Annotated in this window: 17 protein-coding genes and 1 tRNA gene; 10 read left to right on the plus strand and 8 right to left on the minus strand. The window is 67.5% G+C overall.

Going from position 1 to position 18,333, the window contains the following annotated elements; all coding sequences use genetic code 11:
* Positions 1 to 22 precede the first annotated feature (22 nt).
* On the minus strand, positions 23 to 922 hold the full coding sequence (locus Q333_RS0104310; protein ID WP_035293780.1) for a tyrosine recombinase: 900 nt from the start codon (positions 920 to 922) through the stop codon (positions 23 to 25).
* Positions 923 to 1,017: 95 nt separating this feature from the next.
* Between Q333_RS0104310 and Q333_RS0104315 the strand changes: the two genes are divergently transcribed.
* The 4 genes from Q333_RS0104315 to Q333_RS0104330 are packed head-to-tail and all read left to right on the plus strand — an operon-like array spanning position 1,018 to position 4,056.
* Positions 1,018 to 1,596, plus strand: coding sequence for a shikimate kinase (locus tag Q333_RS0104315; RefSeq protein WP_029415517.1), 579 nt, complete (start codon positions 1,018 to 1,020; stop codon positions 1,594 to 1,596).
* A complete protein-coding gene (aroB, locus tag Q333_RS0104320; protein WP_029415518.1) occupies positions 1,593 to 2,696 on the plus strand; it encodes a 3-dehydroquinate synthase in 1,104 nt (367 codons plus the stop codon). The genes Q333_RS0104315 and aroB overlap by 4 nt, the downstream gene beginning before the upstream one ends.
* On the plus strand, positions 2,693 to 3,292 hold the full coding sequence (locus tag Q333_RS0104325; protein WP_029415519.1) for a GNAT family N-acetyltransferase: 600 nt from the start codon (positions 2,693 to 2,695) through the stop codon (positions 3,290 to 3,292). The genes aroB and Q333_RS0104325 overlap by 4 nt, the downstream gene beginning before the upstream one ends.
* Positions 3,280 to 4,056, plus strand: a complete 777-nt coding sequence (locus Q333_RS0104330; RefSeq protein ID WP_051651109.1) for a hypothetical protein — start codon at positions 3,280 to 3,282, stop codon at positions 4,054 to 4,056. Before Q333_RS0104325 ends, Q333_RS0104330 begins: the two co-directional genes overlap by 13 nt.
* Here the strand turns inward: Q333_RS0104330 and Q333_RS0104335 are convergent.
* On the minus strand, positions 4,053 to 4,787 hold the full coding sequence (locus Q333_RS0104335) for an arginyltransferase (RefSeq protein ID WP_029415521.1): 735 nt from the start codon (positions 4,785 to 4,787) through the stop codon (positions 4,053 to 4,055). The two genes, Q333_RS0104330 and Q333_RS0104335, sit on opposite strands and share 4 nt — an antisense overlap.
* Positions 4,788 to 4,898: 111 nt before the next feature.
* A complete protein-coding gene (locus Q333_RS0104340; protein ID WP_029415522.1) occupies positions 4,899 to 5,804 on the minus strand; it encodes a flagellar motor protein MotB in 906 nt (301 codons plus the stop codon).
* Positions 5,805 to 5,914: 110 nt separating this feature from the next.
* Between Q333_RS0104340 and Q333_RS0104345 the strand changes: the two genes are divergently transcribed.
* Positions 5,915 to 5,999, plus strand: a tRNA-Leu gene (locus Q333_RS0104345).
* Between the two features lie 57 nt (positions 6,000 to 6,056).
* Here the strand turns inward: Q333_RS0104345 and Q333_RS0104350 are convergent.
* Positions 6,057 to 7,712 carry an amino acid permease gene (locus Q333_RS0104350; RefSeq protein WP_029415523.1) on the minus strand — a complete coding sequence of 552 codons (1,656 nt, stop codon included), beginning with the start codon at positions 7,710 to 7,712 and terminating at the stop codon, positions 6,057 to 6,059.
* Between the two features lie 155 nt (positions 7,713 to 7,867).
* On the opposite strand from Q333_RS0104350, the gene hrpB reads away from it, so the two are divergent.
* On the plus strand, positions 7,868 to 10,297 hold the full coding sequence (gene hrpB / locus Q333_RS0104355; RefSeq protein WP_029415524.1) for an ATP-dependent helicase HrpB: 2,430 nt from the start codon (positions 7,868 to 7,870) through the stop codon (positions 10,295 to 10,297).
* On the opposite strand, the gene Q333_RS0104360 is transcribed toward hrpB, so the two are convergent.
* The 3 genes from Q333_RS0104360 to Q333_RS0104370 are packed head-to-tail and all read right to left on the minus strand — an operon-like array spanning position 10,294 to position 13,367.
* Positions 10,294 to 11,094, minus strand: coding sequence for a TrmH family RNA methyltransferase (locus tag Q333_RS0104360; protein WP_029415525.1), 801 nt, complete (start codon positions 11,092 to 11,094; stop codon positions 10,294 to 10,296). The genes hrpB and Q333_RS0104360 overlap by 4 nt on opposite strands.
* Positions 11,091 to 11,981, minus strand: a complete 891-nt coding sequence (locus Q333_RS0104365) for a class I SAM-dependent methyltransferase (RefSeq protein ID WP_029415526.1) — start codon at positions 11,979 to 11,981, stop codon at positions 11,091 to 11,093. Before Q333_RS0104365 ends, Q333_RS0104360 begins: the two co-directional genes overlap by 4 nt.
* An 18-nt stretch (positions 11,982 to 11,999) precedes the next feature.
* Complete coding sequence (locus Q333_RS0104370) at positions 12,000 to 13,367, minus strand: glycosyltransferase family 2 protein (RefSeq protein WP_029415527.1); 1,368 nt, start codon at positions 13,365 to 13,367, stop codon at positions 12,000 to 12,002.
* Positions 13,368 to 13,517: 150 nt separating this feature from the next.
* Between Q333_RS0104370 and Q333_RS0104375 the strand changes: the two genes are divergently transcribed.
* Complete coding sequence (locus Q333_RS0104375) at positions 13,518 to 14,159, plus strand: TetR/AcrR family transcriptional regulator (RefSeq protein WP_245591477.1); 642 nt, start codon at positions 13,518 to 13,520, stop codon at positions 14,157 to 14,159.
* A 7-nt stretch (positions 14,160 to 14,166) separates the two neighbouring features.
* Here the strand turns inward: Q333_RS0104375 and Q333_RS0104380 are convergent, their stop codons facing one another.
* Complete coding sequence (locus tag Q333_RS0104380; RefSeq protein ID WP_211249690.1) at positions 14,167 to 16,233, minus strand: lytic transglycosylase domain-containing protein; 2,067 nt, start codon at positions 16,231 to 16,233, stop codon at positions 14,167 to 14,169.
* A 114-nt stretch (positions 16,234 to 16,347) separates the two neighbouring features.
* Between Q333_RS0104380 and dapA the strand changes: the two genes are divergently transcribed.
* From dapA to Q333_RS0104395, 3 genes are all read left to right on the plus strand, one after another.
* Complete coding sequence (gene dapA / locus Q333_RS0104385; RefSeq protein ID WP_029415530.1) at positions 16,348 to 17,229, plus strand: 4-hydroxy-tetrahydrodipicolinate synthase; 882 nt, start codon at positions 16,348 to 16,350, stop codon at positions 17,227 to 17,229.
* The gene (smpB, locus tag Q333_RS0104390; RefSeq protein ID WP_051651110.1) at positions 17,229 to 17,714 is read left to right on the plus strand and encodes an SsrA-binding protein SmpB; all 486 of its coding nucleotides are present in this window, start codon (positions 17,229 to 17,231) and stop codon (positions 17,712 to 17,714) included. Before dapA ends, smpB begins: the two co-directional genes overlap by 1 nt.
* Positions 17,715 to 17,979: 265 nt before the next feature.
* A complete protein-coding gene (locus Q333_RS0104395) occupies positions 17,980 to 18,258 on the plus strand; it encodes a hypothetical protein (RefSeq protein WP_029415532.1) in 279 nt (92 codons plus the stop codon).
* Positions 18,259 to 18,333 lie beyond the last annotated feature (75 nt).

Raw genomic sequence — 18,333 nt, forward strand, 5'->3', positions numbered from 1 at the left:
CCTTGTCGGCGACACTCTCGTGTCAGTCGTCCTTCGCCAGGGGGTGATGGGCGGCGACCACCTGACTGAGGCGGTCAGTGGCGACGTGGGTGTAGATTTGGGTCGTGGCGATATCGGCGTGGCCGAGCAGGGTTTGGACGACGCGCAGATCGGCCCCGCCCTCCAGCAGGTGGGTCGCGAAGGCGTGGCGTAGGACGTGCGGACTGACGCGCGACGGGTCGATGTCGGCGTCGATCGCCGCCTGATCCAGCAACTGGGCGAAGCGGCGGGGCGTCAGGTGGCCAGAGGCGCCGCTGGACGGGAATAGCCAGGGGCTGTCGGGCGCCTTTTCAGGCCGCGCGGCGTCGCGGGCAGTCAGCCAGCCCTTGATCGCCTCCCGCGCCGAGGCGTTCAGGGGCGCCAGCCGTTCCTTCCCGCCCTTGCCGCGCACGATGAGATAGGCAGGATCGCGCCGTACCGCCTCGACGCGGAGCGCCAGAAGCTCGGACACGCGAAGGCCCGAGGCGTAGGCCAGCTCGACCAACGCGATGAGGCGCAGGCCAGCCGCTCCGTCCCGCGCGGCGGCGGCCGTCAGCAGGCGCTCAACCTCGTCGCGTGTCAGGGTCTTTGGCAGGGGGCGACCTTGCTTGGGCGCGTCAAGCCGGCGGGAGGGATCATCTAACCGCCATCCCTCGCCGAGGCAGAAGCGATAGAACTGCCGAACGGCGGAGCGACGCCGCGCGGCTGTGGCGGCCGACAGGCCTCGGGTCGAAAGTCCCGCGAACCAGGCCTCCACCGCTTCCTCGTCTGCGGCCATCAGACCTTGAGACAATCCCGCCTCGGCGTCGGCGAGATCGCGGGCATAGGCCGACAGCGTATGGGGCGAGGCGTCGCGCTCGACCGCCATCATCTCCAGAAAGGCTTCGACCTGGGGTGTGGTCATGCCGGGCATGGTCCTCGGCGCTGGCCTGAAGCGACGCTTGGTGTAGAGACTGAAGCCGACATGTCGCCCGTTCTTTCCTCTCCGCGAGGCCGCCGATGAGCGGCCAGGCCGCACAGTCGACCGCGCCCGCGATTCCCCGGCCGCCCCGCACCATAGCGCTCGTGGGCCTGATGGGCGTGGGGAAATCGACGGTAGGGCGGCGGCTGGCCCAGCGTGTCGATCTTCCCTTCATTGACGGCGACGAGGCGATCGAGACCGCGGCGCGGATGACCGTGTCGGATATCTTCGGCCAACTGGGCGAGGCGGAGTTCCGAGCCGGCGAAGCGCGGGTCATGCGCCGCCTGCTGGACGGTCCGCCGATCGTGCTGGCGACCGGCGGCGGCGCGGTGCTGAACCCCGGCACGCGCGCCCTGATGAAGGAGCGGGCGACGACCGTGTGGCTGAGGGCGGAACTGCCGGTCGTCGCCGCGAGGGTGCAGCGACGCGACACCCGTCCCCTGCTGCGCGGCAAGGACCCGCTGGAGGCGCTCAGCGCCATGGCTGAGGTTCGCTACCCCCTTTACGCCGATGCTGCTGATGTCACCGTCGACGTGGGATCGGGCGCGCACGCCCATGCGGTCGAGGCCATCTTGAAGGCCCTTTTGGCGCACTGGTCAGGCGAGGGCTCGGCATGACGGTCATTCCGGTCTTGGGCGGCAGGTTTGCGCCCTACGACGTCGTGGTCGGTCGAGGCTTGCTGGCGGAGGCCGGCGGGCGGATCGCGCCCTTCGCCCGGAGCCGGACGGTCATTGTCACCGACGAGACCGTGGCGGGGCTGCACGGGGCCGCTCTGCGGGCGTCGCTGGAGGCGACGGGGGTGCGCGTCGAGATCATCGCCGTGCCGCCCGGCGAGGCGTCCAAGTCCTTTACCGAGCTGGAGCGGCTGATGGACCGGCTGCTGGGGCTGGGTCTCGACCGCAAGGACGTCATCGTCGCCTTGGGCGGCGGCGTGGTGGGCGATCTCGCCGGTTTGGCGGCTGCGCTCTACATGCGCGGCATCGACTTCGTGCAGGTTCCGACGACGCTGCTGGCGCAGGTAGACTCCTCTGTTGGCGGCAAGACGGCGATCGACACGCCGCGCGGCAAGAACCTGGTCGGGGCTTTTCACCAGCCGAGGCTCGTGCTTGCCGACATCGACGTTCTGGCGACTTTGCCGGAGCGGCAGGTGCGATCGGGTTGGGCCGAGGTGCTGAAGCACGGGCTGATCTGCGATGAGGCCTTCTTCGACTGGTTGGCCGGGGAGGGCGCGAGCGGTGCGGGCGGGGATCCCGTCGCCCTCCAGCGGGCCGTGGTGCGCTCGGTCCAGATCAAGTCCGCCATCGTCGGGGAGGACGAGAAGGAGGCGGGGCGGCGGGCGCTCTTGAACCTCGGCCACACCTTCGGCCACGCCATCGAGGCGGAGCTGGGGTTCGAAGAGGCGGCGCTGGCTCACGGTGAGGCGGTGGCGCTCGGTTGCTGCATGGCCTTCCGCTACTCGGCGCGGCAGCGGCTGTGCCCCATTGAAGACTCACGGCGCGTGGAATCGGTCTTCGGCGCCGCCGGGCTGCCGACGCGGCTGGGACAGGCCGGGGCTTTCTCGGCCGAGGCAATGCTCGCGCGGATGGCGGGAGACAAGAAGGCCGAGGGCGGCGGCCTGACGCTGATCCTCGCGCGCGGCGTGGGTCAGGCCTTCGTATCGAAAACGGAGACGCCCGAAAACGCTCTCGCCTTCCTGAAAGAGGAGGGCGCGGCGTGAGGATCGAGGCGGTCGTGCTGGAGAATGACTGGGTGCGGCTCGAGCCCGGCGACACGGTCAATCCCGAGGAGGTCCGCGACGCCCTGAATGTCGATCCGGACGCTTGGGCGATCATGGTCAGCACGGCCTACGGCCCCGCCTTCGACCAATGGTGGTCGAAACGACTGGCCCACATGCAGAGCGGCGGCGGCCCCTGCTACGCCGTGCGGCGTCGTTCGGACGGCCGCGTCGTCGGAACCAGCAGTCTGCACGACCTTGTGCCGGAGCATCGGCGCGTGGAACTGGGCTCGACCTTCATCCACCCGGATGCACGGGGCGGCGTCGTGAACCCGGCCAGCAAGCGGCTGTTGCTGGAGCATGCCTTCGCATCCGGCGTCGTTCGTGTGGAGGTCATCACCGACGGCGTCAACGCCCGAAGTCAGGCCGCTATCGCCAAGCTGGGCGCTGTACGGGAGGGTGTGCTGCGGCGGCACAAGACCACGCACACGGGCCGCGTCCGCAATACGGTGATGTTCGCCATCACCGACGCGGATTGGCCCCGCGTCCGCGAGGGCCTGGACCAACGATTGGCGAGGAGCGGGACATGGGTTTCATGATGGGACGGCGCAGCGTGCTCGTTGGCCTCGCGGCGACGCCGCTTGTGGCAGCGTCCGGCGCTGCGGCGCAGGACGAACCTTTGACCGCCGCCGAGATCGTGCGTCGGGCTCATGCGGCGGCGGGTGGCCCGGACTGGATGCGGCCCCGAAGCCTGACCCTGACGGGCCGAGGGACGTTCTGGCCGCAGGGAACCGAGGCGGGCCGTATCGACGTTCCCGACTACTGCATGTGGCGGGTCTATCCGGCCGTCAGCACCGAGGCCCACGCAGCGAACGGCTGGGTCCGTATCGATGCGAAGCTGGCCGACGGCTCGACCTACTTCCAGGCCGCCTACGACGGCGAGACCTCCTACAACCAGAACGGCCCGATCCCGGGCGCACAGGCCTCGCGCGAATGGTCGGAGAACTTCGGCTTCGGCATCATCCGTTTCGCACTGGACGATGGCTTCACGCTAGACCGACTGCCTGACGACGCCGCCGACGGGCGGCCCATGCATGTGGTGCGGGTCAACGACCCTGGGGGCGGAAGGACCCTCTTCGGCATCGCCACGGACGACTACGCCATCCTGTGGCTCGGGTTCGAGACCCCGCGCGGTTGGCACGAGCGGCGCTATTCGGACTTCTATCGCAATCCGGGTGCTAGCTTCACCCAGCCGGGACGGGTCCGGCTGTACTACGACGGTGTCAAGCAGAATGAGATTTTTTGGACAGCCTATGCGCTTAACGAGGACCTGCCGAGGTCGCTGTTCCAGATCGCGGGCTAGTCGACGCGCGTCCAACCCAAGGGACGGAGCACTTCCATCGGCCTGAACTGAGCCTTGTAGTCCATCTTCGGCGAGCCCTCGACCCAATAGCCCAGGTAGACGTAGGGCAGGCGCACAGCCTGAGCCTGGCGCACATGGTCCAGAATGGCGAAGACGCCCAGCGAGCGCCGCTCGACGTCCGGATCGAAGAAGGAATAGACCATCGACAGCCCATCCGACAGAAGGTCGGTCAGGGTCACCGCCACCAGGTCGCCGGGGCCCCCGTCCAGCGACGGAAGGCGGTACTCAATCAGATGGGTCCGGACCGCCGTGTCCTCAACCATGGCGATGTAGTCAAGCCAGGTCATGTCGGTCATGCCGCCGCCCGGATGTCGCGCGGACAGATAGCGTTTCAGCAGGGCGAACTGCTCCTGCGTGGCTTCGGCCTCGACCAAGTCGCGCGACAGGTCGGCGTTTCTCGCCAGCATCTTCTTCTGTGTGCGGGACAGCCGCACGTCCTCGACCGGCAGCCGTACCGAAACGCAGGCATCACAGCCCTCGCAGGCCGGGCGATAGGCGATGTTCTGGCTGCGGCGGAAACCGGCGTGAGTCAGCTCGTCGTTGACGTGAGCCCCGTTGGAAAAGGGCAGGTTGGCGAACACCTTCCGCTCGGTCATGCCGGACAGATAGGGGCAGGGGGCGACCGCCGTCATGAAGAAGCGAAGCTGGCGTGTCGGTACATGTTGCGTCACGTCAGAACGTCCGCATCCGATCTCGTCGCCAGTATGGCCGTCGGGTTCCCATGCGCCGATTTGGCGTCAATCCGCGTTGCGCTGCAAGACTGTGGTCGCCGCGCATCATCCTCACAGGCTCGTATCCGTTGGCAGGACCGGGGCCTCGCGCAGCAGGACGATGGCGATCCGGCGATTGCCCGCCAACGACGGATCGTCCGGATAGAGAGGGTCAGAGCCCGCCTTGCCTGCGACGGAGTAGACCCGGTCAGGATCGACACCTGCCCCTTGCAGGATCTGGCGCGAGGCATCTGCGCGCTGGGCCGACAGGGGCCAGTCGCCAGGGCTGGAGGCCCGGCCCGATCCCGGCACGGCCGAGGTGTGGCCGGTGATCGAGATGCGGTTGGGCAGCCGGTTGATCACGGTCGAGATGGCGCGCAGCAGGACCTGAGCGCGGGCATTGGGCCGAGCCGAGTTCTGCTCGAACATCGAGCGGCCTTCCTGGTCGACCAGCTGGATGCGCAGGCCCTCGGGCGTCTGATCGACAATCAGCTGGCGAGACAGCTCGGCCAGTTCGGGCATCCTCTGCATGGCCTGACGCAACGACTCGGCTGCCGATGCGAACTCGGCTGCTTCGCGCGCGGCGATCTCCTCGCGCAGTTCTTCTTCGGATGCGGCCGCGAGGTTGGCGTTGGTGCCAGCCTCTTCCGGTGCGTCTTGTGGCGCCTCGGGGGCCTGCTGCTCAAGGACGGACATGGAACCCGAGCTCTTGGATCCGTCTTCGCCGAGGGACGTTCCGCCCAGGATGCCGCCCGAGCCCGACGTGGTCTGGCTGACGCTGGCGGGGGCGAAGTATTCGGCGATGCCGCGCTTCTGTTCCGGGTCGGTGGTGTTGATCAGCCACATGAGCAGGAAGAAGGCCATCATGGCCGTGACGAAGTCGGCGTAGGCCACCTTCCATGCGCCGCCGTGATGGCCGCCGCCGACCACCTTCTTGACCTTCTTGATGAGGATCGGACGATCGCTCAGCGACGACATGGACGGCACCCCGGACGCGGACGCCTGACCTTTGCGTCAACAGGGTTAAGGCGACCTTTCAGCCGGGCCAGTTGCGACCTGCCGCGCCAACCCCTAAACCCGCCGCCGATGCGGGCGTGGCGAAACTGGTAGACGCACCAGATTTAGGTTCTGGCGCCGAGAGGTGTGGAGGTTCGAGTCCTCTCGCCCGCACCAAAATAAAAAGGCCCGGGATCGCTCCCGGGCCTTGCCGATTTGGGAGTGATCCGAAGATCAATCCTTCTGATTGTCGACGCCCCGGCCCATGGCTTCGGCCGGCGAGGAGATCGTGGTCTCCTCAGTGATGTCGATGCCCTTGGCCAACTTGGAGTTCCAGAAGCCGTAAGCGGCATAAAGAACCGCACCTATGGCGGCGTAACCGCCCAGCAGCATGAGAGGCAGCGGGTTGTCCTCGGCCGCGTGCTGGAACATCGGAACCAAGTTGTTGTAGGCGAGGAACAGGCACGCTGCGATACCCGCGACGGCCGTAGGGATGCCGCCCGGAACGCGGAACGGACGCGGCATTTCCGGATGACGGATGCGCAGCACGATCACGCTGAGGCAGACGATCGAGAAGGCCGTGGCCGTGCCCAGCGAAACGAGATCGCCCAGGATCGAGATCGGCAGGAAGGCCGCCGCGATGGCGATCAGGATGCCGAGCAGGATCGTGCCGATCCAGGGCGTGCGGTACTTCGGATGGATCACCGCGAACGCCTTGGGCAGCAGGCCGTCGCGCGCCATGGTGTAGAACACCCGCGTCTGGCCATAGCACAGGACCAGCATGACCGAGGACAGGCCGGTGATGGCGCCGATCTTGATCAGGAAGCTGATCAGGTTCATCGGGCTGCCGTCTGCCAGGGTGATCGGCAGGTCCGCCCATTCCAGACCCATGCGGTCGATGGCCACGGCGATCGGGGCCGGTGATGCCAATTCCAGGTAGGGCACCACGCCGGTCATCACGGCGGCGACTGCCATGTAGATCAGGGTACAGACGAACAGGGCCCCCAGGATGCCAATCGGCACATCCTTGGACGGGTTCTTCGCCTCGGCCGCGGCGGTCGAGACCGCCTCGAAGCCGACGTAGGCGAAGAAGATGATCGCCGCGCCGCGGAAGATGCCTTCCACGCCGAACTGGCCGGGGCCCTGGTTCTCCGGAATGAACGGCTGCCAGTTGGCGGGGTTCACATAAGCCACCCCGACGGCGATGAACGTCAGCAGCACGATGATCTTGATGACCACGATCGCGTTGTTGATGTTCGCCGATTCCGACACGCCAAGGACCAGAAGGCCGCAGACCGCCGCGATGCCGATGGCGGCGACCAGATTGAAGGTGCCGGTCATCGGGAAGCTGGTCGCGCCGGCTTCCTGGACAAGTTGAACCAGAGGTGTGGCCCACTGCGGACCCTCACCACCGGCGTACTGTATGGCCGGGAATATCTGCTGACTTATGCCGAAGTCCGACAGGATCGAGACAACGTAGCCGGACCAGCCGACTGCGACGGTCGAGGCGGCGACCCCGTATTCCAGCACTAGCAGCCAGCCCATGATCCAGGCGAACACTTCACCCAGAGTACCGTAAGCATAGGTATAGGCCGAACCCGACACCGGCATTGTCGAGGCCAGTTCGGCATAGCAGAGGCCAGCCAGCGCACATGCGATACTCGCCACCACGAACGACAGCATGATCGCCGGACCGGCGTTGGCCGAGGCCACCTGACCCGTCAGAACGAAGATGCCGGCGCCGATGATGGCGCCGATGCCCAGGCTCATCAGGTTGATGGGGCCCAGCGTCCGCTTCAGCTCGCTCTTGGCGGCTTCCTTCTGGATCTGGGCTACGGATTTCCGGAGGAACAGTCTGTTCCCCTTGGGCCTAAGGCCATCTGCGGACATGAAGCGTCTCGCCCCCTACTAAACGGCGCATCCTCCCCGGATGGCCTTCCGGCGCGGACGCTAGCGAGACACGCTCCCACTGGCAACGCGGTTTCCGATCCGTGAACACCCCACGACGCTTTCGTGAATGCGTCCGTTGCGGCTAGAGCGCAGCTATGCTGCCCATCCACGCCGTGCTGGACGATCTTAAGGCCGCCGTCGCCGACCATCCGGCGGTGGTGCTGGCTGCGCCGCCCGGAGCCGGAAAGACGACAGTCGTCCCGTTGGCACTGCTGGACGCCGACTGGCGCGGCGACGGCCGCATCGTGGTGCTTGAGCCTCGGCGGCTCGCGGCGCGCGCGGCGGCCGAGCGCATGGCGGCGACGCTGGGTCAGGTTCCCGGCGAGACGGTGGGCTATCGGACCCGGCTGCAGAGCTGCATCGGGCCGAGGACGCGCGTCGAGGTCATCACGGAGGGCGTCTTCACCCGAATGATCCTGGACGATGCTGCGCTGGATGGTGTCGCTGCCGTTCTGTTCGACGAGTTTCACGAGCGCAGTCTGGATGCCGACCTCGGACTTGCGCTCGCGCGAGACAGTCAGGCGGTGCTGAGGGAGGACCTGAGGCTAGTCGTCATGTCGGCGACGCTCGACATAGCGGACGTGTCGCGCCTTTTGGGCGGTGCCCCGGCGATAGAGGCGCAAGGCCGGGTTCATCCGGTCGAGACGCTTTATCTCGGCCGTGATCCATCCGAGCGCATTGAGGACGCCACGGCCCGCGCTTGCCTGATGGCGCTCGGCGAACAGTCGGGCTCGATCCTCGCCTTCCTGCCGGGCCAAGGCGAAATTCACCGCGTGGCGGGTCTGGTGCGCGATCGGCTGAGGCTGCCGGATGTCGACGTGGTCCCCCTTTATGGCGCGCTGGACAAGGCGGAACAGGACCGCGCGATCCAGCCCTCGTCGCCCGGACGCCGCAAGCTTGTGCTGGCGACCTCGGTCGCGGAAACCAGTCTGACCATCGAGGGCGTGCGGGTAGTGATCGATTCCGGACTATCGCGCGTGCCCCGGTTTGAGCCGTCCAGCGGCCTGACCCGGTTGGCCACTGTCCGCGTCAGCCGGTCGTCGGCCGAGCAGCGACGCGGTCGCGCGGGCCGGACGGAGCCGGGCGTCTGCTATCGGCTGTGGGACGAGGAGACCACGCGAGGCCTGGTGGCGCATCAGCGCCCGGAGATTCTGGAGGCCGACCTTACCGGACTGGCGCTGGACCTTGCCCGCTGGGGCGCGCGGTCGGCCGACGGTCTGGCCTTGCTCGACCCGCCACCTGCCGGGGCTTTCGCCGAGGCGCGCGCAGTCTTGACCCGCCTGGGCGCGCTGGACGGCGAGGGGACGCTGACGACGCACGGTCGCCGCCTTTCCGGTCTGCCGCTCGCGCCACGGCTGGCTCATCTTCTGGCGAAAGCGGCTGATGCAGGCGACCCCGGCCTGGGCGCGCGGATTGCCGCGATACTAAGCGAGCCGGGGCTGGGTGGTCGCGATGTCGATTTGCGCGATCGACTGCGAGCGTTCGACTGTGATCGCTCGCCTCGCGCGAACGACGTGCGCAAGCTTGCCGAGCGTTGGGCGCGCACGGCCGGTGGTCGCCATGACCTCGATGCCCAGGTCGATCCGGGTGCGCTGATCGCTGCTGCGTTTCCGGAACGGGTGGCCAAGGCCAGAGGTAAGCCGGGCGAGGTGCAACTGGCATCCGGGCGAGGCGCCTTTCTTGACCCGCATGAGCTCTTGGCCGGTGAGGCCTGGCTGGCGGTCGCCGATCTTGGCGGCGGAGAGACGAGGGACCGCATCCGTCTGGCGGCCCCTCTCGATCCGACAAGTCTGGAGGATCGGTTGGTGTGCGAGGATCGACTCGTCCGGCAGCCTTCCGGGCGGATGGCGATCCGGCGCATTCGACGTCTGGGAGCCATAGTGGTCGACGAGCGGACCGTGGGTGCCCCCGACCGCCCCGCAATCACGGCCGCCCTGCGAGCGGAGATCGAACGCGACGGCCTTGCCGCCTTGCGCTGGGGCGATCGGTCGGCAGCTTTGCGAGCCCGGCTCGGCTTTCTTCACAGGCTGGATCCCGACTGGCCCGATGTGTCCGATACGGCGCTGGCAACAAACGCAGAGGCTTGGCTATGGCCGCTGCTCGATACGGTCCAGTCGCTGGACGCCGTGTCAGATACGGCGCTGGAGACCGGCCTGAAGTCGCTCATCCCTTGGGATCGCCAGCGGGATCTCGACGACCTGGCCCCCGCCCGGCTGACGACCCCGCTCGGGTCGGCGGCGATCGACTATGCGGCCGAGGGCGGACCTCGCGTCGAAATCCGCGTCCAGGAACTGTTCGGCGTGACCAAACATCCGACCGTTGGCGGTGGACGCACGCCCCTGACGCTGGCGCTGCTATCGCCGGCGCGACGGCCAATCCAGGTCACCGCAGACCTCCCGGGCTTCTGGAAGGGTTCGTGGGCCGCCGTCCGCTCCGAGATGCGCGGCCGCTATCCCCGCCACCCCTGGCCGGAAAATCCCGCCGAAGCCGAGCCCACCAGTCGGGCCAAGCCGCGCGGAACCTAGAGACTGTCCGTCACCGCATAGGCCATGATGCCTGTGGCGACCGCCAGGTTCAGGCTGTCGGCGCGACCTCGCATGGGGATCTTCACGGCGACGTCGCAAGCCTGAGCGAGCTGATCCGTCAGACCCGCCTGCTCATTGCCCATGAGGATGAGGCTGGGGTTGGCATAGGCGGCCTCGCGATAGCCGACCGTCGCGTCCAGGCGGGTTCCCACGACCGAGCCGGGCCAGCCTTCGCGCCAGGCGAGGAATGTGTCCGGCGTTGTCCGCGTGACTGATACGGCGAAAACCGACCCCATCGTCGCCCGCACGGCCTCGACCGAGAAGGGATCGACGCAGTCGCCAATCAGGATCACGCCGCCGCAGCCCGCGCTGTCAGCCGTACGGATGATGGTGCCAAGGTTGCCGGGATCGCGCACCTGCTCCAGGGCGATCCAGCAAGGAGCGGCCTCGGGCTTCAGGCTGTCTAGCGGCGCAAAGGTCTGCTCGAACACGCCCAGAACCGTCTGCGGGTTCTCCTTGCGGCTGATCTTCTCCAGGATCGGGTGGGTGACCGTGAGGACCTCACCGCCCGCGCGGACTGTCTCCGCCTTCGCCCGCTCCAGCAGAGGGTGAGCGCGCGCCTCCAGACCGACCAGCAGCATCTTTGGGGCCCGACCCTGATCCAGCGCCTCGCCGATGAACTTCAGCCCCTCGGCCAGAAACTGGCCGGTCGCCTCGCGCTCCTTGCGCATGTGTAGCGCGCGCACGGCCTTGACCGTGTCGTTGGTCAGGGAGGTGATCAGCCGGGGCTCACTCATGCCGTCCAGCGCGCGAAGAAGCTGAGCCCGATGGCTCGGGCGTCGGGGCCGTCCTCCGACAAGGCCAGTTCGCCCCAGTCGATGCGGCCGGCGCGGTTCTGCGTCGCCTCGGCCATCAGATGGGCCAGCGAAAGCCCAGAGATACGGGCAGCGTATGCGTTCAGTAGCAGGAAGTCGGCATCCTCGGCGAGCAACGCGGCGCAGTCCTTGAGCAGACCGGGTAGGTCCTCGAACAGTCGCCAGACCTCGCCCGTCGGACCCCGGCCATATTTGGGCGGATCGAGGATGATCCCCTGATACTTCGACCCACGCCGGACCTCGCGCGCGACGTACTTGCGCGCGTCCTCGACGATCCAGCGGATGGGGTGGTCGGACAGGCCAGACAGTTCGGCGTTCTCGCGCGCCCAGGCCACCGACTTCTTTGACGCATCGACATGGGTCACTTCGGCTCCGGCGGCGGCGCAGGCCAGCGACGCCACGCCGGTGTAGCCGAACAGGTTCAGAATCTTCGGCCGGCTCAGGCGCCGGATGCGTCCGCCCAGCCAGTCCCAGTTGGCCGCCTGCTCCGGGAAGAACGCCAGATGCCGGAACGGCGTGAACCGCCCGGTGAACCGTACGTCGCGCCAGGCCAGAGGGAAGGTCTCCAGCGCGCGGCCAGCGAACCTCCAGCGTCCAGCCTCGTCCTCGTCGTCCGGATCGAAGACCGCGTCGGCTGCCTCGAAGGCTTCCGCATCGTGCGGCACCCACCAGCACTGCGGCTCAGGGCGGACGACCGTGTGGCGTCCGTAGCGTTCCAGCTTGCGCCCGCCACCGCTGTCCAGAAGCGCATAGTCCGGCCACGCTCGGGTCAGCAGCGTCTCGGGCACTTTGGACAGGATGGGCGGCATCGGCGAGCCCATAGGCCGTCAGGCGGCCTCCCGTCCAGCCGCCGCCTCATTCCGCGACGCCGGCTCTGCGAAATGGGCGGTCTTGTCCCAGGCGAAGGGCTCGCTGATCAGCCGCCAGACCGCGTGGACGAAGGCCAGGCTAAGCAACGACCAATACGCCGGGGCGGAGATCATATCGCTCAGGGTGTAGCTCATACCGGCCCGTCGGCACCCGATCGCAGCGTTGACCCACGCTGCCAAGGTGCCGATGGCGAGCACGCCCATCGCAAATGTCGGCGTTTCGGGTGGCAGATCCGCCGCCATGGCGATCAGCACCGTGGCCAGCAGCCAGGCCAGCGACAGGGCATGGACTGCTGCCGATGCGATGGCGGCTCCTAGCGTCATGGTCAATGCGATCCCGCCGCGCCAACCCAGGCCCCGAACGTCACGCGTATGCACGCCCCATGTCTGCATGAAGCCTTTCAGCCACCGTGTGCGCTGGGGCAGCCAATGCTCGAGATCGCCCGGCGGCGGCTCGTATGTCGGCCGGCTCAGAACATCGAGGCGCCCACCGCCGCGCCAGATGCGAAAGCCGATGTCGGCGTCCTCGGTGACATTGTGGCTGTCCCACCCGCCGATGGCGCGTAGCGCCGCGACCCGAAAATGATTGCTGGTGCCCCCAAGCGGAAATGGAAGTCCGAGGCGAGCGAGGCCAGGCAGTGTCACCTCGAAAAGCGAGGCGTATTCGATGGCGAACTGGCGATCGAGGAAAGCGCTACCTGTAACCCGTGGAGCTCGGATGCGCAGCGGTGCCTGCAGCGCCCAGAGATCCGCCGACCCTTCGGCCGCGAAGGCGGCCGCCGCCTCACGGAGCTGCAGTGGGTCGGGATCGTCTTCGGCGTCATAAACGGTCACGAGCTCGCCTGTCGCTGCGGCTAGTCCGAGGTTCAGGGCTCGAGGCTTGGTTCGAGGCACCCCATCGGGCGCGACGGTCACGCTGAGCCAAGGGGGGAGCTGGAGAGCGTCGATCTGAGCGCGGGTCTCATGGTCATCGGCTTCAAGCAGCAGAAAGCCTTCGAGTTGGTCCCGAGGATAGTCGATCCTCGAAAGTCGCTCGACCAGTTGGCCCGCGACTTCCGCTTCCTGGAAGAGGGCGACCAGGATCGTGTAGCGCGGCAGCGCGTCAGACGGCTTGTGAAGTGGCGAGGGTGGCAGGCTTGAGACCAGCAGCAGGGCGCGCCAGCCCGCAGCGGCCAGAAAGCCGGCCTGGACCGCCACGATCAACAGAATGAGCGTGAGTTCCCCATCCGCAAGGACAGCGCTGCCCAGCGCGAGCGCGAGAACCGAGATCAGAAGAGCCTGAGCCCACGACGGGGTCTGCCGCGCGGCGTATTCCCCAAACACCACGGGTGCGCTCGGTTGCGCTTGATCTTGCCCCTCCACCGCGCTTGGCTAACGCCCTCTTGTCCGCCCGGCAAGAGCGTGGCTTCGGAGGTTCAAGGGCGCTATGCACCGCTTTCCAGGCGCTTCTGCGCTTATTCTTACAAGGGCGACGGCTTGTCCGAGATTTCGAGCGTTCGTGACCTGTCGATGCGATCCGCGCGCAAGCCCAAGGGCGAGGGCCATGCCCGGCGGGCTGAAATCCTTGCCGCGGCAGAACGCATCTTCGTGGAGGTCGGGTACGAGGGCGCGACGATCCGCAAGATCGCCGACGAGGTGGGCCTCTCTTCGACCGCCCTCTACATGCACTTCTCCGAGAAGAGCGAAATCCTCCACGAGATCTGCCGCGGAGCCTTTCAGAAGCTCAAGGACGCAAACGCCGCAGTGATCGCGGCTGACGCCGCGCCGGAAGTGAGGCTCAGGCGTCTGCTGGAAGCCTACGTCGACTTCGGCTTCGCCAATCCGAACGCCTACCGCCTGATCTACCTCACTCGTCCGGTGGAGGCCCGTGAAGGGGCCGAGACGGCGGCCCAGTCCCTAGGAGCGGAGCTCTACCGCTCCTTCGAAGCGATCGTCGCTTCGGTCGATGCCCAAGGACGCCTCAACGGAGAGGTTCGCGCCGTTTCACAGGCCCTGTGGGCGGCTGCTCACGGCATGGTGTCGCTGATGATCACCAAACCCTACTTCGATTGGGTCGATCGCGAACGCCTGGTCCGCACGCAGTTCGATGCCCTGTTCGCCGGCCTGCTCAGGCCCTGAGCACCGTTCAGGGAGCGTACGGCCGCGGGCCGTTGTACCCGCGAGCGATGTCCTGGGAGGTCGTCAGGGGCGCGGAGCCGCCGTTCAGGCGGGCCTTGTAGACCGCCATGTTTTCCATGACCCGCATCATGTAGTTGCGTGTCTCGGTGAAGGGCGCGCACTCGATGAAGTCGACAGGATCGACCCCGCCGCCGGCGACACCGCCGCGCGGGTCGCCACACCGCGCCGTCCATTGAGGCGGACGTGCCGGGCCTGCGTTGTAGCCAACGGTGGTCAGGAGCATCGAGCCCGAGAACTGATTCATCAGTTCGCCCAGATGATAGCTGCCCAGAGTCATGTTGTAGTCCGGGTCCCACAGTCGCTCGGCCGAATAGGGCATGCTCAGACGACGAGCCACACCCGAGGCCGTCGATGTCAGGAACTGCATCATGCCGCGCGCGTCGGCTGACGATCGGGCGCGGGGATCGAAGCTGGACTCCTGGCGGGTGATGGCCAGGGTGAAGGGCAGGGGTGCCGCACCCGGCACCTCCGGCGGGATGCGGATCGGGTACTGACGCTCGGGCATCAGGAAGCCGCGCTGGCTGGCGGCGCGTCCGACCATCATGGCCGCGAAGCCGTCGCCATACCCTCGCGTCATGTCCATCAGCAGCGCGAGATCGGTTGCGCCCGGCAGGACGTCGTCGGCCTGATAGGCGAAGACGCGATACAGGCTCATCTCACCCGTCTCGCCGAGGATACGGGCCGCGCGGACCAACTCGTTAGCCTCGAAGCGGACCCGATCGGCGTCGGTGATCACCGGGTCGGCCGGGAGCGTCAGGGTGGTGATCCCGGCCTTCTCCGCGGCGAGCTGGCCGTAGAAGGTCTGTATGTGGCGGCCGCCCGCCGAATAGTAGCTCTGGGACGAGGCACGATCGCCCTGTGCCTCGGCGGCGCGGCCGAGCCAGTAGAGGGCGCGCCCCTGGGTGATCGGGGTCTGGGAGGACTGGCGCAGCGTCTCAAAGTGCTGGGCGGCGCGGGCGGGGTCGTTCAGCTTGGTCAGGGCAACCCAGCCGGCGAAGAACTCGGCGTCGACCTTGCGTTCGCCGCCGGGGAAGCCGTGGCCGGCCATGGCATCGTAGGCGGCGCGCCACTCGCGACGTTCCAGGGCGTCGAGGAAGTAGTTGCGGCGCTCCGACCACAGGCTGTCCTGGCCTTCCTGATGCGAGGGGGCGGCAGGAAGGTTTGCCAGGACGGCGAAGCCCTCTGACTGGCGATCGGCGGCCCGCAGGATGCGGGCGCGTTCAAACGCGATGACGGGGTCGGCCGCCTGGGACGGCGAGAGATTGGCGATCACGCCTTCGGTGCTGTACGCGGTCCGCAACGACATCGCGGCGTTAGCGATGGCCTGTCGCTCGGGCGAGGCATAGGCGAGCATTGCGCGCGTGGCGGGGCCGTGGGGCCCCAGTAGCAGCATGTTCAGCCGGGCGTCGTGATCGGCCTGCGTCAGCCAGGCGCCCCAGCGGCCGAGGATGCGGGTCTGGGCGGCGGCGTCGAAGCTGCGGGTGCGCCACCACTCGCCGATCAGGGCGCGGGCCTCGGCGGAGCGGCCCCGCTGCTCGAAGGCGTCTGCGAGCGCGATGGCGCCCTCGACTGTCGCGGGCCGGCGTTCGCCGAAGAAGGCGAGGGCCGCGTCCGGACCTACGGCAGCGCGGTCCAGCGCTCTTTCACCGGCGGACAGGCGAGCCTCCTCGCGCGGCCAGCCGGACATGGTGCGGATATCCTCGGACAGCTCGGCGTAGGAGAGCTGCTCCGCCGATGTATCGATCAGGGCCCATTCAACGAGCTTGCGCGCCGTCGGGTCGCCGATGGAGGCGACGGCGTTCCTCGTGCCGACAACGTCGCGGGCGCGGGCGGCGGCCAGACCTTCGCGGAACAGGGCGGTGTCGGCGTCATTCAGGACGCGGGGCTGGTAGCCGGCCGTCGGGGCCACCGTCGCGGACTGCTGATACGGCATGCCCTGACGGTTCAGGTCCGCCGTCGTTTGGGGAAACGGCGAGAGCGCGGCAATCAGGGCCGCAAGGCTGGTGGCTAGCATGAAGTGTCCGATCCCCATTCGTGACGGTTGCGGGTTCGACCCCGGCAACCTACCCTCTCGCGCTCTTCAAGCGGCGACTGCCGCCCATCCCCCACGCAAGGCCTGACTGTTCCAATGACCGCCCCCTTGTTCAAGGGCGTGATCACCGCCCTGATCACACCTCTTCGTGACGGAAACGTGGACGAGGCCGCGTTCGAAGCCTTGCTGGAACGCCAGATCGCGGCCGGGGTTCACGGCGTCGTGCCCATGGGGACGACCGGAGAGAGCGCTTCCCTGACGCCCGACGAGCATCGCCGCGTGGTCGAACTGTGCGTCCGTGTCGCAGCAGGTCGGGTGCGGGTCATCGCGGGCTGCGGCGCTTCGGCCACCGACAAGGCCATCGATCTGGTGCGCCATGCCAAGACCGTCGGGGCCGATGGGGCGCTGGTGGTGACGCCCTACTACAACCGGCCTTCGCAGGCGGGGCTGAAGGCGCATTTCGAGGCGATCGCCGAGGCCGTGCAGCTGCCCGTCCTGCTCTACAACGTGCCGGGGCGGACGGGCGTCGATCTGGCCGATCAAACCGTGGCCGAGCTGGCGGCCCATCCAAATGTCGTGGGCATCAAGGACGCGACGGGCGACCTCGCCCGCGTCAGCTGGATGCGGGCCAACATCAGCGGTCAGTTCGACCTGATCTCGGGCGATGACGCGAGCTTCCTGGGCTATGTCGCCCACGGTGGCGTCGGCGTGATCTCGGTGACGTCCAACGTCGCCCCCGAGGCGATGGTGGCCCTGTGGAACGCCATGCAGGCGGGTGACCTGGCCTTGGCCCGGTCGTGGCAGGATCGCTTGATCGGGCTGCACCGCGGGCTGTTCGCGGATTCGTCGCCGTCGCCGGCCAAGTATGCTCTGTCGAAGCTGGGCCTGTGCGGGGAGGAGGTCCGCCTGCCGCTCGTTCCAACCCGCGATGAGGTCAAGCCCTTGATTGATGCGGCGATGGCGGCGGCGGGGCTGTAATGGCGCCGCAGAAGGAAAAGGCCCCCATCACCACGGCCAAGGTGATCGCCGAGAACCGGCGCGCGCGCTTCGACTACTTCCTGGAGGACAACCTCGAGGCCGGGATCCAGTTGCTGGGCACCGAGATCAAGGCCCTGCGCGACGGCCGGGCCAACATCGCCGAGAGCTATGCGGCGGTGGAGGGACGCGAGATCGTCCTGATCAACGCCGACATCCCGCCCTACAAACAGGCCAACCGTTTCAACCACGAGCCTCGCCGGCCGCGGAAGCTGCTGCTGCACAGGAAGCAGATCGACCGGCTGATCGGCGCGGTCCAGAAGGACGGCCAGACCATCATCCCGGTGAAGCTGTACCTGAACGCCGACGGCAAGGCGAAACTGGAGATCGCGCTCGCCAAGGGCAAGAAGCTGCATGACAAGCGCGAGGCAACCGCCGAACGCGACTGGCAGAGGGACAAGGCTCGGCTGATGCGCGACAAGGGCTGAGCCGCGGCGGACGAAAAATAGAGTCCGTTGAGTCCGCTGGCTCCACATCGCGCAGTGGACGGGTTCGATTGTCAAAGACCGCTACGACCGCACCTTACACCGCCCATGCGTCGAATCTGGACGCAGCCTCACGCAGGTCGCGAATTTTGATGGAGGAGAGTTCGATGGTTCGGTCAGAGGAACGCTCCCCAAAAACAAGAACAAAGCAAGAACTTTCTCTTGCGATCCGTCTCACGGCCGCGTTTCCTGCGGGCGGAGAACCGGCATGCGTGACATTCGAACCGACTTTTATGTGCCCCGCGACATTCGCCAGCCTCGCCATGGCGCGCGGTTGGTCGTCGCCTGTCTGGCGCGCGACTGCGAGCGCGCCGTGTTGCTGGACCCCCACCCGCTGTTCGGGGAGCGGCGGAACTGGCCGGTGGCGGGACGGTCGGAACGGTTTCGTTGCCAATGCGGCTCGCGGGAGACGCGGCTGAGCTACACCGTGAATACTTCGCAGGCGGACGGTCCGGTGTCGCTGGACGCCATCCGGCTGGGGCTCTGATGACCCGCCCAGGGCACGATGCCGGGAGGCCGGTCGGCAACGCTTGAACCTGTCATTCGAGAGGCCACATACTCC

This window comes from Brevundimonas bacteroides DSM 4726 (genome assembly GCF_000701445.1).
Classification (GTDB): Bacteria; Pseudomonadota; Alphaproteobacteria; order Caulobacterales; family Caulobacteraceae; genus Brevundimonas; species Brevundimonas bacteroides.

Excerpts from the sequence above, each read along its gene's own strand:
- Q333_RS0104310 (WP_035293780.1), bottom strand. The coding sequence starts at position 922 with ATGACCACACCCCAGGTCGAAGCCTTTCTGGAGATGATGGCGGTCGAG.
- Q333_RS0104315 (WP_029415517.1), top strand. The coding sequence starts at position 1,018 with ATGAGCGGCCAGGCCGCACAGTCGACCGCGCCCGCGATTCCCCGGCCG.
- aroB (WP_029415518.1), top strand. The coding sequence starts at position 1,593 with ATGACGGTCATTCCGGTCTTGGGCGGCAGGTTTGCGCCCTACGACGTC.
- Q333_RS0104330 (WP_051651109.1), top strand. The coding sequence starts at position 3,280 with ATGGGTTTCATGATGGGACGGCGCAGCGTGCTCGTTGGCCTCGCGGCG.
- Q333_RS0104340 (WP_029415522.1), bottom strand. The coding sequence starts at position 5,804 with ATGTCGTCGCTGAGCGATCGTCCGATCCTCATCAAGAAGGTCAAGAAG.
- Q333_RS0104350 (WP_029415523.1), bottom strand. The coding sequence starts at position 7,712 with ATGTCCGCAGATGGCCTTAGGCCCAAGGGGAACAGACTGTTCCTCCGG.
- hrpB (WP_029415524.1), top strand. The coding sequence starts at position 7,868 with ATGCTGCCCATCCACGCCGTGCTGGACGATCTTAAGGCCGCCGTCGCC.
- Q333_RS0104360 (WP_029415525.1), bottom strand. The coding sequence starts at position 11,094 with ATGAGTGAGCCCCGGCTGATCACCTCCCTGACCAACGACACGGTCAAG.
- Q333_RS0104365 (WP_029415526.1), bottom strand. The coding sequence starts at position 11,981 with ATGCCGCCCATCCTGTCCAAAGTGCCCGAGACGCTGCTGACCCGAGCG.
- Q333_RS0104380 (WP_211249690.1), bottom strand. The coding sequence starts at position 16,233 with ATGCTAGCCACCAGCCTTGCGGCCCTGATTGCCGCGCTCTCGCCGTTT.
- dapA (WP_029415530.1), top strand. The coding sequence starts at position 16,348 with ATGACCGCCCCCTTGTTCAAGGGCGTGATCACCGCCCTGATCACACCT.
- smpB (WP_051651110.1), top strand. The coding sequence starts at position 17,229 with ATGGCGCCGCAGAAGGAAAAGGCCCCCATCACCACGGCCAAGGTGATC.
- Q333_RS0104395 (WP_029415532.1), top strand. The coding sequence starts at position 17,980 with ATGCGTGACATTCGAACCGACTTTTATGTGCCCCGCGACATTCGCCAG.